Here is a 13020-nt window from a genome sequence, read left to right on the forward strand (position 1 = left end):
TTGCGCTGAAATTTTTGGTGTACTTTTTCTAATAAATAAATTATAATTTAAATGTATATGACTAATTTGGCAATAATTTAATATACTATAATATTAAGAAGATTTGAGAGGAAGTTATTATGAATACTAGTGTTCCAACAACAAAAAGAACCTTCGTAAGAAAATTGGCTACAGGTATCAGTTTCAGAAGAGATGGAAGACTATTAAGAAATATAGACCCTATGAGACAAATACTGCCCTACCTTTTCAGAAACAGAAACGGCAGCATAGTGCATTCTCCTGAGACCATTGAATTTGATAATGCCAGAGAGTTTATAAAGATGAGAACAAGAGAAAATCCTTCTTTAAATATCGGCACTTTTGAGATAGTGATAGCAGCCTTTGTTCGAACTCTTTCGCAGTATCCACACTTGAATCGATTCGTTGCCGGAAAAAAGTTATTTGCACGTAATTCCATATCAATTTCCTTTGTGGTTTTAAGAATGGAAGGCGGCGAATATAGAGAAACAAATGCAAAGGTTTATTTTAATAAAGAAGATACCTTATACGATGTGGCTCAAAAGGTAAATGACAGCATAAAGCTTTGCTTGTCTGGAGCGGAAAAAAATGATGACAAGCTTATGGAAATAGTAACCAAATTACCTTCACCAATTATTAGTTTTGCAGTATTTATGATAAGAAAATTAAATGATTGGGGCTTTCTTCCAATGAGTTTCATAAAGACAGATCCCCTTTTCTCCACAGCATACATATCCAATTTAGGAAGTATCGGTCATGATGCACTGCATCATCATTTATATGAATGGGGAACCACCTCTGTTTTTGTTACTATGGGTAAGTTAAACAAGGTAAATACAATATCCAAAAATGGTGAATTAGAAACTAAGACAAATTTAAATATAGTATGCTCAGTAGATGAAAGAGTGGCAGATGGAATCTATTTAGTAAAAGCCCTAAAATATTTTAAAACTTTGATAAAACATCCTGAAAAGCTAGAAGTTCCACCGGAAGTTGTAGTTGAGGATGATGGGCTATAATATAAAATTTTTGGTATGTACCAGTGGCTTTATAATTACTTTTTAAAGAGAAGAGCTAGCTAATGCAGTTACTCATGGTAAAGGGCATTATTAGCGACAACCGCACTTATAATTTTTATTATTTTTTATCCTCTTCTTATGATAATGTATGTCAGCTAATTGATTATACACTTGGTGTTTCAAAATATATTATAAGTTTACAATAAAAAAAATCCTAGCATATGCTAGGATTTTTTTTATTGTCTGTTATGATAATAAGTGTGAAGTAATTCATGGGCCAAATGGCTGTTTGGGTGCTCTAAAAATTCTTCATAAATTCTTTGGATGGATGGATTTTCATGAGACTTTCTAACCTCCATATTCGCATCGGCATTATAGATAACTTCCATTCTTTTCTTCATAATACCTCTGTCAGCTCTTATGAAGGGCTGGCCACCCCCATCGATACATCCGCCAGGGCAAGCCATGATCTCTATGAAATGATATTTACATTTACCTTCCTTTATTTCATCCATAATCTTTTTAGCGTTACCCAGGGATGACACAACAGCTGCATTAATCTCTATACCATTGAGATTTACCTTTGTTTCTTTTATGCCCTCAAGACCCCTAATATCTTCAAAGTCTAATTTCCCCAGTTCTTCATTTGTTATAGCTTCGTAGGCGGTTCTAAGAGCAGCCTCCATTACTCCACCGCTGTTTCCAAAGAGAACAGCTGCACCGGTCGATTCACCAAGGGGGTTGTCAAAGTCTTCCTCTGGCATATTTCTAAGGTCCATGCCCGCTTCCTTTATCATTTTTGCCAACTCTCTTGTAGTTATAACTATATCTACATCTTTGATACCATTTCTCTTAAACTCTTCCCTATCAGCTTCATATTTTTTTGCCACACATGGCATAACTGAAACCACTATTAAATTTTCAGGCTTAACATTGAGCTTATCAGCTAAATAGGTCTTCGCTACAGCTCCAAACATTTGCTGTGGTGATCTGCAGCTAGACGGATAATGAAGCATGTCACCATAGTTTGTTTCAAGGAAGTTGATCCAAGCGGGACAGCAACTTGTAATCATCGGCAGTGTACCGCCATTATTTAATCTGTCTACAAATTCTGCAGCTTCTTCCATTATTGTTAAGTCAGCTGCGAAGTCAGTATCAAACACTTTTTTAAAGCCTAAGGCTTTTAGTGATCCTACCATTTTTTTAGTTACATCTGTACCTGCAGGTAAGCCAAATTCTTCACCTAAAGCAGCCCTAACGGCAGGTGCGGTTTGAACGATCACATACTTATCTTTATCACTTAATACTTGCCAAACCTCATCATAATTATAAACTTCACGGAGAGCTCCGGTTGGACATACAGCGACGCACTGGCCACAATAAGTGCACTTTGTATCTACAAAAGGCTTTTCCATGAAAGATGAAATTACTGTATCAAAGCCTCTACCCACCGGTGTAAGCACATGAACATTTTGAATTTCGTTACAAACTGTGGAACATCGTCTGCACAGTATGCACTTATCCATATCTCTTATAATGGAAGGTGAAGATTTGTCAATTGGGTACCTGGAAATTTCTCCTTCATATTTAATTTCATAAACACCCAAATCTGCAGCAAGTTTTTGAAGTTCACACCTTAGATTTTTCTCACACTTTAAACAATCTTGAGGATGGTCAGACAACAGCAATCCTACTATATTTCTTCTGGCACTTATGGCTCTGGGAGAGTTGGTTTTAATAATCATCCCATCTGAAACCGGAGTTGAACAAGCAGGTGCTAAGTTTCTTCTTCCCTCTACCTCTACAACGCAGACTCTGCAGGTACCCTTGCAATTTTCAGTTTTACCATCCTGCATATACATATGACATAGAGTAGGTATTTCAATATTCAGTTTTTGTGCTGCTTCTAAAATTGTTTGCCCCTCTTCCATCTGAACTTTTCTAGCATTGATTGTAACAGTAATCATACGCTCACCTCCCTAACCCATAACAATTGCTTTTACAGGACATGCATTAAGACATGCGCCGCATTTTATACATTTATCTTTTATAATTACATGTTTTTCTTTTACTTTGCCTTTAATGGCTTCAACGGGACAACTACGTGAACACTTTGTACATCCGACACACTTATCTGTAATCTCATAGCTCAGCAGTGGCTTACACTGGCCTGCAGGGCATCTCTTTTCTTTTATATGTGCTTCATACTCATCCATAAAATACTTCATAGTACTCAGCACTGGGTTGGCTGCTGTTTGACCTAGTCCACAAAGCGCTGTATCTTTAATTGTTTCTGCAAGTACCTCAAGTCTCTTTAAATCCATCATAGTTGCCTTACCCTCTGTGATCTTGGTCAATATCTCCAATAGTCGCTTGCTTCCCACTCTACACGGAGTGCATTTTCCACAAGATTCATCTACAATGAATTCCATATAGAATTTAGCTATATCTACCATACAGTTATCTTCATCCATTACAATCATTCCACCGGAACCCATCATAGAGCCGATATTTGTCAAAGAATCATAATCGATAGGTACATCAAGCAGAGATTCAGGTATACACCCACCTGAAGGGCCACCGGTTTGCACAGCTTTAATCTTCTTACCATCTTTGATTCCGCCGCCGATTTCATAGATTATCTCTCGCAAGGTGATGCCCATTGGCACTTCAACTAAACCAACATTGTTTATCTTTCCAGCCAAAGCGAATACCTTTGTTCCCTTTGATTTGTCTGTTCCTAATTTGTTGAACCAGGAAGCACCTTCAATAATAATCTTAGGAATATTGGCTAAGGTTTCAACATTGTTTACGCAAGTAGGCTTATTCCATAATCCTTTTTCAGCCGGGAACGGAGGTTTGTTTGTGGGCTCTCCCCTACATCCTTCAACAGAGTGAATCAACGCCGTTTCTTCACCGCAAACAAAGGCACCGGCGCCATATTTTATTTCTATATCAAAATTAAAATTAGTTCCGAATAAATTATTACCCAGCAAGCCATATTCTTTAGCTTCTGCAATAGCTATTTTCAAACGGTGTATGGCTAGAGGATATTCCGCTCTGATATAAACAAACCCCTTTTGAGCTCCAATGGCATAACCGGCAATTGCCATAGCCTCCACTACACTGTGAGGATCTCCCTCCAGTATAGACCTATCCATAAATGCACCAGGGTCTCCTTCATCTGCGTTGCAGATAATATATTTATCATCACTTTCATAAGCTCTTGCAAAAGACCACTTTGTACCCGTAGGAAAGCCACCGCCCCCTCTACCTCTCAGGCCTGATTCGATGATTTCATTGATTACCTCATCTGGCTTCATAGTTGTAAGCACCTTTCCTAATGCCTTGTAACCGTCTGAGGCTATATATTCTCTTATATCCTCAGGATTTATAAATCCACAATTCCTTAAGGCTATCCTTGACTGCTTTTTGTAAAAGGACATTTCAGCCTGGGTGCAAACTTTCTTATTTAAGGTGGGCTCGTCATATAGCAGTCTGTCAACTACTTCTCCCTTTACTAAATGCATATTTACAATGTCTTCAGCATCCTCAGGAGTGACTTGAACATAGAAGGTATTGTCTGGAAGAATATGAACTATAGGCCCCTTGGCGCAGAAACCAAAACAGCCAGTCATTACAACTTTTACTGAATCTGATAAGCCGACCATTTCGATATTTTCTATTAATTTATGCATTATACTGTCAGAATCCGAAGACTTGCATCCGGTACCCTGACAAACCAGTATATGTCTGTTTAAAACGTTATCATTTTCTGTAGAACTTTTTCTGGCTTCAACAAATTCCCTAAATTTTTGCGACAAATTATTTAACTCTGTTAAAGAATTAACTCTTTCCATAAGATCCCCCCCATCATTTATACTCTTCTAGTACTTTATTGATATCTTTCTTTGTGAAATGTCCATACACTCTATTGTTTACCATAATTACTGGTGCCAAGCCACATGCTCCTACACATCTCAATGTGTCAATGGTATATAATCCATCTTTTGTGGTCTCGCCTTCTTTGATATTCAATTTTCTCTTAAATTCCTCTACTATTTCTCCTGATCCTTTAACAAAGCATGCAGTTCCTGTACAAATGCTGATAACATACTTCCCTTTTGGCTCAGTTGTAAAATAGGAATAAAAGCTAATTACTCCATACACCTTTGACACAGGTATAGAAAGCTTTTCCGCTACATAATTCTGTACTTCTTCTCCTAGATAGCCAAACAACTCCTGTGCCTTATGAAGTACCGCAATGAGAGCGCTCTCTTTGTTTTCCTGCTGGTGTATAAATTCATCTAATTCCTTGAATTTTGAATTATTACACATACTCCCTCACCCTTTGCTCTACTATATTTTACACGTAATAAAAGTATATCAAAGCGTTAATATTTTAACAAGATGAATTTATATATTTTAACAAATAATACTTATATTTTTAGTACAAGCTAATTTTGGTGATTATAATATTTTAAGATATTTGCAAAAAAAAACAAAAAGCCTGCTAAAACCATAAGTATTAGCAAGCTTAATATTCTCTATAATTGTATTATCTCAAGTATGTTATTATTAGATGAAACTTTTATTACATTTTCCTCCTTAACATATTGAACTGAACCTTGCGCTACTTCAACAATTGGGTCCATTCCAAGAGCAAAAAATATGTCATCTGCTAAAGTTCTTGCGCATTCCTTTTGCTCTGTATCATTTAACCCAGACCATTGTTCTTCTGACATTTCAAATAATTCATAAAAACTTTCTATTTTCAATATACCTTCTGTCAACTCATCTATTATTCTTTTAAATTCCCTCGAAAACTTTAAACTCATCTTTTTTTCCTTTCTGCGCAATTTATACCTTTTCATTTTGAAGCAATGCTAGTGCTTCTGCCCTTTCTTTTTCAAATCTATTATAAACACTTTTCCTTATACTTGCTGAACTGCTTTTGAAATGCACATTTACTCTTTGTCTTTCATCATAAACTTGAGATATTATAGTATCGTCACCGGCAGTTAAATCTGTTTTGGAAAATATGCCTATAGCACCCTTAACTCCATGTTGGACCACAGTAGACCAAAGTACATTCTTCAATGCTGTGGACCTGTTAGAAATATCAAAATTGTATTTTTCTCTTAAGCCTTCTGCCGCAGCATCATAGAAGTTTTCTTTGATGAAAGACTCTTGGAGATTTAAGAAAGTTTCTCTATCTTCTTTTGCAAATGTTGTCCATACTTTGTCGAACTGAACTCCATAGCTATTTCCATCTGCAGCCCTTGCAGAGATTAACTGATAGTAATATCCTTCGTTTTTATCCTTTAAATAATTTACGAAGGAATTCAAGGATCCAGTACGGGAAGAAAACTGCCAAGCACCATAGGATTTACCGCCATAGTCTCCCGGATTATTTGCAATTACACCAGGATTTCCGTTTGATTCATACTTTGATGACAATTTACTGATATCAAAAGCACTGTATGAATAATTACTTTTTATATCATAATTTATATAACTATCTGTATAAGATCTAGAACTGATATTAAAGTCACCCAACATACTTAATGAAGATTCTAAGGATAGTACATTACCATCAGCTTGTTGGCTGATCAGTTCATTCATAAGCTCACTCTGCATATCTGATAAGGAGCTATTGCTGCTGCCATTAAGCATCATTTCATAAACTTGTTGAAAGGCCAAAATTGCAAGCTTTTCTTCTGCAGCCACTGAACTTTCAGAATTATCCGGAGTTAAGTTTTCTAAACTTAACATTGCTAATTTATTATATAAAGAAGATATGTTCATTTCAACTCTCCTTGGCGAAATTTGTATTCTTGTGTACAATTAAATAAATTATAGCACATTTATATCCCCTAATAAAGCAATAATTATTATAAAAAAGTGCAGAAGATGGAGCCTTTTTTAAATCATGTACCTTATAAAAACTACTTTATTTTTATGGTAAAAAATTTTTTGATTATCGTTGGATAAGGTTTTCGAGTATGAGAAATAATAAGAAAAAAATAGGAGGTGTTGATGCATGGATATTAAGCGAGCTAAAGAAATTCTAGAAAATACCGGTGATACCATACAGGTACTTTATCAAGGATCTCCAGTTTGGCTTGAAAACATTAAGGATACTAACACAGCAGTGGTATCATTTATTGAAAATCATCGTAAAGAGGAAGTTCCTATTTACATGCTAGTTGAGAATAAGTCTGCAAATAAATAAAAATATAGGTATTACGCAGAGAATAGTATTCAGTAATATACAGGTTTCAATATAAGCAAAATGGATCTAATCTATGTATTAGGTCCATTTTGCTTTATAATTATACAATTTTCATTTATATTTATCATTGAAAATAATGGCACTTTATAGTATTCTGTTTACTAAGATATTTTAAATTGTCAATATTGTTCAAATATTTAATAAATACACCAACAAATGTTATAAGAAAGGCAGGCAGAACTATGAATATAAAGTTTATAAAAAAACTCCCCACTCCTGAGGAAATAATTAATGAATTACCCCTCAGTGCTGAACTAAAAAAGATTAAGAATGAAATTGATGATGAAATAAGACAGGTATTCATTGGTGAAAGCAGTAAATTTATATTGGTGATAGGCCCCTGTTCCGCAGATAGAGAAGACTCCGTATTAGAATATATCTCAAGGCTGGCTAAGGTTCAAGAAAAAGTTAAGGACACCTTAATAATAATTCCAAGAGTTTATACTAATAAGCCAAGAACCACAGGAGAAGGTTATAAGGGAATGGTCCATCAGCCGGACCCCAATAAGGAGCCAAATATTGAAGAGGGTATTAAAGCCATAAGAAAGCTTCATATCAAAGCTTTGTCAGAAGGTCATTTAGTAACTGCTGATGAAATGCTATACCCTGAGAACTACTCATATCTAGCGGACTTATTAAGCTATGTTGCAATAGGTGCTAGATCAGTGGAAAATCAACAGCATAGGTTGACAGTAAGTGGTATGGATATTCCTGTTGGTATGAAAAATCCTACTTCTGGAGACATCACCGTAATGCTTAATTCTGTAATGGCAGCCCAACTGTCTCACAATTTTGTATACAATGGCTATGAAGTTTCTACAAAGGGTAACCCGTTAACACACACCATATTAAGAGGTGCAGTAGATTTTTATGGCAGAAATATACCAAATTATCATTATGAAAATCTTCAGGAGTTAGTTAATGCTTACGAAGAAAGAGGACTAGCTAATCCAGCAATACTTGTTGATACCAATCATTCAAATTCTATGAAGAAGTACTATGAGCAGCCAAGAATAGCCAAAGAAGTGCTTTTCAGCAGAAAGTGGGATTCCAAGCTTAAAACCATGATAAAAGGCCTGATGATAGAAAGCTACCTAGTAGAAGGTAAACAGGATATTTATGGAGGGGTTTATGGTAAGTCTATTACAGACCCTTGCTTAGGATGGGAAGATTCTGAAAAACTTATTTATTATATTGCTGAGAATGTATAACCATCACAGAAGATGCTGAATACACGGAATTTATCCGGATAGAACAAGTAATTTAATAATTATTCACTAATAGAATGAAGAAAGTGCAAGGCACTTTCTTCATTCTATTTTAGTCCTTTTATTTTTCCTTTAAGGGCTTTAATTCTGCCATTTACATAATTTATTAATTTTTCCTTGTCGTCCTTTACTTCCATGGGTGCTTTAGAAACAATATCTATTATATCTAATTTATTTCCCTTAATTACAGATGAAATCTCTAAGGCTAAACATCTGTTTTTCACTTCCCAATAGGCATTATTAAATTCTGTGGCTTGCCATTTGCTATAGTGTCCTTTCTCCACACCAAACTGAAACAAATCCGCCGCTGCCTCTAATTCCTCTAAATTTTCTGCCTCCAGTGTTTCACTTATTAGAGTATCGAAAGCCTTCACTATACCACCTCTTTTCTTTATATATTTATAGTTTAAACTGTACTATGTATTATATTCATTGTAATGGTAGTATAGTTTTCTAAATTTGCTTTTGATACTTAAATTATGTTATACAAGAAACTGTGGGTTTTCTATATGATCTGCCCTGATGGCCTTTTTCAGAATTGTAAAGTTTATTTTTGCATCTTGATGTTCTAAGTCGATAGGATATTTTGTGCCACAGTTTACGCATAAAACATATTCATCAGATCCTGATTTCTCCCGATTGTCAAAAAGAAAGGGCAACTCTTCCTTTCTTTCAATACCAGATTCTCTGTTTTCATTATTTATCTTATATGTATAAATATATGTAACTTTTCTTTTAACTTCTAAGTTATTGCTGTTACACTTTGGACAGGTTAGTTTTTCAGATAAATCCATCCTAATACTTCCTTTCTAAATCTGTTTATATATGATATATTATTTCATGTAAATGATTTTTTATCCAATTTGTGTGGGAGGTAATTATATTAATGAATGGAAAAATTAATTTTTCAGAACCTATAATAGATGTGATTAAAAAAAGAAAATCTATTAGGTCATATAAAAAGACCCAATTAACGAGTGAGGATAGAAATAGAATACAAAATTTTATGCAGCAAGTTAAAGGGCCTTTTAATTCAGAGATTCGCTTTATGCTTTTGGAATCTCAAACCGCTGCCAAAGATGATAATGTAAAGCTTGGCACATATGGTGTCATTAAAGGTGCAACAAACTTCATTGTAGCTGCTGTAAATAAAGAATGTATGTGTTTAGAAGATCTAGGTTACAAATTTGAAACCATCATTCTATATGCTACCTCTCTGGACCTTGGGACATGCTGGTTAGGAGGAACCTTTAAAAAAAGTGATTTTGCTAAAGCTATAGACTTAAGAGAGGATGAGATGATTCCAATAATTTCACCTATAGGATATATTGATGATTCCATGCACATTCTCGGTTCTATAATTAGGGCGGTAGCAGGGTCAAAAAACAGAAAGAAATGGGATGAATTATTTTTTTGTGAAAGCTTTGATAGGCCTCTTTCAGAATCTAAGGCAGAAATGTTTAAAATTCCACTTGAAATGGTAAGGCTTGCACCATCTGCCTCTAATAAGCAGCCATGGAGGTTAGTAAAGAAAGGAAACCAAGTTCACTTTTATTTGAAACATGATATGGAATATTCTAAAGCATTGGGTTACGACATACAAAGAGTTGATATGGGTATCGCCATGTGTCACTTTGAGTTGTCGGCTGCAGAGATGGGGCTATGTGGTTCATGGGTATGTAAAAATCCTAATCTGTCCTTGCCCAGTGATAACTTTGAATATATCATAAGCTGGAATCAAGAATAGTTTTTTACAAAGGACAAGTAAAAATTTTATATAATAGAAGGAGAAAAGTTAAATGCCAAAGAGAAGCTTTAAAGGAAGTGCAATGTTAAATCCTGTGCCTGTAGTGTTGATAACCTCAAAAGATGAAAATGAATGCGTTAATGTCTTTACAGTAGGTTGGATTGGCACTGCTTGCACAAGACCACCTATGATTTCAGTAGCTATAAGACCGGAACGATTATCCTATAATAACATAAAAGAAGCGGTGAATTCGTAGCTAACCTCCCTTCCAGGAGCTTGACAAAAATGGTTGACTATTGTGGTGTTAGATCCGGAAAAACAGTTAATAAAATAGAGGAACTGGGCTTCACTTTAGAACCTTCTGATAATATTGCTACCCCAGGAATAAAAGAGTGTCCAGTATCAATGGAGTGTAAAGTTAAAAACATAATACCCCTGGGTTCTCATGATTTGTTCCTGGCAGAGGTTTTAGGTGTTAGAGTTGAAGAAGATTTAATTGATGTGGCGGGTAAAATCCACTTGGAACAGGCAGATTTAGTTGTCTATTCCCATGGTGAGTACTTTCCCCTGCTGCCTAAGGCTATCGGTAAATTTGGGTATTCAGTGCAAAAAAAGTTATCTAAAAAAGCAAAAAAAGGTAAACGATAAATTTCGTTTACCTCTTTTCTTTAAAAATCAGTTACCTTTATCTTAATACCATTGATTTCGATGTCCTCATTCAATTCAATTAAAAGACACTTTCTGCCGTGCTTGTCCCTAACTTGCTTAATTTTACTTAGTGCATTTGGTGCAATACTGATATTAGCAGTTTCACTTTCTATTTTAACAGACTTACTTTTCAGATCCGGTAAAATATTATCTATCTTAAAGTCAAAACTAGTACTTCCTATAGTTTCTTCATAGACTTTTTCCAGCTTTTCTATATCTTTTTCTTCTATACCACTATACTCTAGAACATTTTGAACATCTTTTATTGTAACTAGCGGCACTTCCCCCTCTTCTACCTGTTCCGCCTTGGAGGCGATTTTTTCATATATAGACTGCATAGTTTCTGGAGCAATAGCGTCTCCGACAACTTCTTTGATTATGGCATTAAAGGAACTTTTTTCTTCAGCCGCAGTTATTTTTAAGGAGCAATTCAATACTTCTTCGATAAAATCCATATTAACCTCATTTGTTCTGCCGGTATAGTACAATATGTGATTTACATCTGTACAGTTATTATTAAAACACGGGAACATAAATCCATCCAATGGGGATTTTAAATTTATCACTGCGTCAAGAGTTGAATTTGTTCTAAACTCCCTATTTATGTAATCAAATTGCAATGCTTTTTTAGGATATTCAATCTTATTTATACTGCCTATAAAAAAGTTAAAGGCAAAAACATTATCATCTACAGCTTCATCAGCTTCAATGCTTCTTTTCTTTGCCCCCTTCCAATATTGACCGCGTACGAAAGTTATGACAATGTCGCTATCATATTTATAATTTGCAGCCAATTTATTAACTATTTCATCTAGATATAGCAATTCCTCTTCTTTGGACTTACTTTCTAAAGCAGAATAAAGAAGCCCTTGGGAATGATTTTCTATTTCTACGTCTTTAAAGTCAAGCTCAAAGAGTTTTGTGTCCAAGGCACCACTTAAGAGCTTCTTGAAATTCTTTATGTAAAGTTCCTGTGTTTCTTCATCCAGAGCATTGAAATGTTTTACCTCTTTATGAATTATCTCTAAATTGTCTTTTTTTAAATAAATATTATAGATTTCACCAAATTGGAGCATGGTACTCTCTGGTTTCATATGTTTTCTCATATCAGCTAAATCTTTTTTTATCATCTCTCTTATCTCCTTTTAATATTTATTCCATCAAAAATTACGCAATAAAAAATTGTACAATAATAATTTATCATAATTTAAACTTTAATACAATTTTACAAAAAATAAAAACAGCTTTAAGCTGTTTTTATTTTGATATAGTATTTATTCTAGTGCCTTCAATATATTCCACATTAAAGCTGTAACCTTTATCTAAAGCCTTAATAAAGGAAGCTAACCATTCCTTTCTTAGATCATAGAAGTGCTGTATATCTCCGCCTACAATCTGCCAGTTAGGGCTATGTATGCATACTGTAGACATCCAGCTGTATTTATCATCTTCTTTAACTAAAGGTCTGTCTACAGAATCACAGGGCATTCCTTCCAAAATATAATCATTTATTACTTTATAGGCATCAAAAGGAGAATTTATTTCATAGATATCCTTTGCCCCAGTTCCCTTCTCAAATCCATCGCTACTGAATATATCAATTAACTGCTTTTTATAATCTCGGGATAATGTAAGTATATTTGTAATCCAAGCAGCTATTCTGGACTCTGATCTATTGATTTTATCCTGAAGCCAACCATGGATATCAGTTTGATCTATTATATTCTCCAGGGGCTCTGATCCGGTAGTTGGTCCAAATTCAGCCAAAATTTCTGACTTCCATTCCGCAGCAGAGATAAGCCCCTCTTCAAAAGCCCATCTCTCAATTTTATGTTCTAATTCTTCTGAATATCTTATCTTATTAAAAAGCCAATAATGTATCTTTCCCAAATATGCACTCATCTTTGTCCTCCTTAGATACTGAAATAACTATAAATGTATTTTTATTTTTCTACAAAACAATTA

The 13020-nt window shown here is 34.7% G+C and carries 13 protein-coding genes and 1 pseudogene; 5 read left to right on the top strand and 9 right to left on the bottom strand.

The window, feature by feature from the left end:
- Positions 1-119 precede the first annotated feature (119 nt).
- Entirely contained in the window at positions 120-1037 is a 918-nt protein-coding gene (locus FHY60_RS09120; protein WP_139904680.1) for a 2-oxo acid dehydrogenase subunit E2, read from the top strand.
- Between the two features lie 236 nt (positions 1038-1273).
- Here FHY60_RS09120 and FHY60_RS09125 read toward each other — a convergent pair whose 3' ends face one another.
- The 5 genes from FHY60_RS09125 to FHY60_RS09145 form a co-directional block, all read right to left on the bottom strand.
- The gene (locus FHY60_RS09125) at positions 1274-3004 is read right to left on the bottom strand and encodes an NADH-dependent [FeFe] hydrogenase, group A6 (protein WP_139904681.1); all 1731 of its coding nucleotides are present in this window, start codon (positions 3002-3004) and stop codon (positions 1274-1276) included.
- Positions 3005-3016: 12 nt separating this feature from the next.
- The gene (nuoF, locus tag FHY60_RS09130; protein WP_139904682.1) at positions 3017-4897 is read right to left on the bottom strand and encodes an NADH-quinone oxidoreductase subunit NuoF; all 1881 of its coding nucleotides are present in this window, start codon (positions 4895-4897) and stop codon (positions 3017-3019) included.
- A gap of 13 nt (positions 4898-4910) precedes the next feature.
- The gene (nuoE, locus tag FHY60_RS09135; RefSeq protein ID WP_139904683.1) at positions 4911-5375 is read right to left on the bottom strand and encodes an NADH-quinone oxidoreductase subunit NuoE; all 465 of its coding nucleotides are present in this window, start codon (positions 5373-5375) and stop codon (positions 4911-4913) included.
- A 209-nt stretch (positions 5376-5584) separates the two neighbouring features.
- Positions 5585-5911 carry a hypothetical protein gene (locus FHY60_RS09140; RefSeq protein ID WP_180375383.1) on the bottom strand — a complete coding sequence of 109 codons (327 nt, stop codon included), beginning with the start codon at positions 5909-5911 and terminating at the stop codon, positions 5585-5587.
- Positions 5898-6845 carry a VgrG-related protein gene (locus tag FHY60_RS09145; RefSeq protein WP_139904685.1) on the bottom strand — a complete coding sequence of 316 codons (948 nt, stop codon included), beginning with the start codon at positions 6843-6845 and terminating at the stop codon, positions 5898-5900. The genes FHY60_RS09140 and FHY60_RS09145 overlap by 14 nt, the downstream gene beginning before the upstream one ends.
- Before the next feature lie 235 nt (positions 6846-7080).
- Here FHY60_RS09145 and FHY60_RS09150 point away from each other — a divergent pair, with 235 nt between their 5' ends.
- Together FHY60_RS09150 and FHY60_RS09155 are read left to right on the top strand one after the other, a co-directional pair.
- The gene (locus FHY60_RS09150) at positions 7081-7272 is read left to right on the top strand and encodes an H-type small acid-soluble spore protein (RefSeq protein WP_139904686.1); all 192 of its coding nucleotides are present in this window, start codon (positions 7081-7083) and stop codon (positions 7270-7272) included.
- Between the two features lie 242 nt (positions 7273-7514).
- Positions 7515-8543, top strand: coding sequence for a 3-deoxy-7-phosphoheptulonate synthase (locus FHY60_RS09155; protein WP_139904687.1), 1029 nt, complete (start codon positions 7515-7517; stop codon positions 8541-8543).
- Positions 8544-8647: 104 nt separating this feature from the next.
- Here the strand turns inward: FHY60_RS09155 and FHY60_RS09160 are convergent, their stop codons facing one another.
- Both FHY60_RS09160 and FHY60_RS09165 read right to left on the bottom strand, forming a co-directional pair.
- Positions 8648-8974, bottom strand: coding sequence for a hypothetical protein (locus tag FHY60_RS09160; protein WP_139904688.1), 327 nt, complete (start codon positions 8972-8974; stop codon positions 8648-8650).
- A 108-nt stretch (positions 8975-9082) separates the two neighbouring features.
- A complete protein-coding gene (locus FHY60_RS09165; protein ID WP_139904689.1) occupies positions 9083-9394 on the bottom strand; it encodes a hypothetical protein in 312 nt (103 codons plus the stop codon).
- A gap of 92 nt (positions 9395-9486) precedes the next feature.
- Here FHY60_RS09165 and FHY60_RS09170 point away from each other — a divergent pair, with 92 nt between their 5' ends.
- Both FHY60_RS09170 and FHY60_RS09175 read left to right on the top strand, forming a co-directional pair.
- Positions 9487-10347 (top strand): nitroreductase family protein, encoded by an 861-nt coding sequence (locus FHY60_RS09170; protein ID WP_139904690.1) that lies wholly within the window; start codon positions 9487-9489, stop codon positions 10345-10347.
- A gap of 52 nt (positions 10348-10399) precedes the next feature.
- Positions 10400-10995: pseudogene (locus FHY60_RS09175) on the top strand (flavin reductase family protein).
- 20 nt (positions 10996-11015) lie between these two features.
- Here the strand turns inward: FHY60_RS09175 and FHY60_RS09180 are convergent.
- A complete protein-coding gene (locus tag FHY60_RS09180) occupies positions 11016-12185 on the bottom strand; it encodes a DUF4317 domain-containing protein (RefSeq protein WP_139904691.1) in 1170 nt (389 codons plus the stop codon).
- 127 nt (positions 12186-12312) lie between these two features.
- On the bottom strand, positions 12313-12957 hold the full coding sequence (locus FHY60_RS09185; RefSeq protein WP_139904692.1) for a hypothetical protein: 645 nt from the start codon (positions 12955-12957) through the stop codon (positions 12313-12315).
- Between the last annotated feature and the right edge of the window lie 63 nt (positions 12958-13020).

The organism is Clostridium thermarum (assembly GCF_006351925.1).
In the GTDB taxonomy this organism is placed as follows: Bacteria; Bacillota; Clostridia; order Clostridiales; family Clostridiaceae; genus Clostridium_AU; species Clostridium_AU thermarum.

Bases quoted from the DNA above. Each gene is read 5' to 3' on its own strand.
- FHY60_RS09120 (WP_139904680.1), top strand. From the start codon at position 120: ATGAATACTAGTGTTCCAACAACAAAAAGAACCTTCGTAAGAAAATTG.
- FHY60_RS09185 (WP_139904692.1), bottom strand. From the start codon at position 12,957: ATGAGTGCATATTTGGGAAAGATACATTATTGGCTTTTTAATAAGATA.
- FHY60_RS09170 (WP_139904690.1), top strand. From the start codon at position 9,487: ATGAATGGAAAAATTAATTTTTCAGAACCTATAATAGATGTGATTAAA.
- FHY60_RS09165 (WP_139904689.1), bottom strand. From the start codon at position 9,394: ATGGATTTATCTGAAAAACTAACCTGTCCAAAGTGTAACAGCAATAAC.
- FHY60_RS09145 (WP_139904685.1), bottom strand. From the start codon at position 6,845: ATGAACATATCTTCTTTATATAATAAATTAGCAATGTTAAGTTTAGAA.
- nuoF (WP_139904682.1), bottom strand. From the start codon at position 4,897: ATGGAAAGAGTTAATTCTTTAACAGAGTTAAATAATTTGTCGCAAAAA.
- FHY60_RS09180 (WP_139904691.1), bottom strand. From the start codon at position 12,185: ATGATAAAAAAAGATTTAGCTGATATGAGAAAACATATGAAACCAGAG.
- FHY60_RS09125 (WP_139904681.1), bottom strand. From the start codon at position 3,004: ATGATTACTGTTACAATCAATGCTAGAAAAGTTCAGATGGAAGAGGGG.
- FHY60_RS09140 (WP_180375383.1), bottom strand. From the start codon at position 5,911: ATGAAAAGGTATAAATTGCGCAGAAAGGAAAAAAAGATGAGTTTAAAG.
- FHY60_RS09150 (WP_139904686.1), top strand. From the start codon at position 7,081: ATGGATATTAAGCGAGCTAAAGAAATTCTAGAAAATACCGGTGATACC.
- FHY60_RS09155 (WP_139904687.1), top strand. From the start codon at position 7,515: ATGAATATAAAGTTTATAAAAAAACTCCCCACTCCTGAGGAAATAATT.
- nuoE (WP_139904683.1), bottom strand. From the start codon at position 5,375: ATGTGTAATAATTCAAAATTCAAGGAATTAGATGAATTTATACACCAG.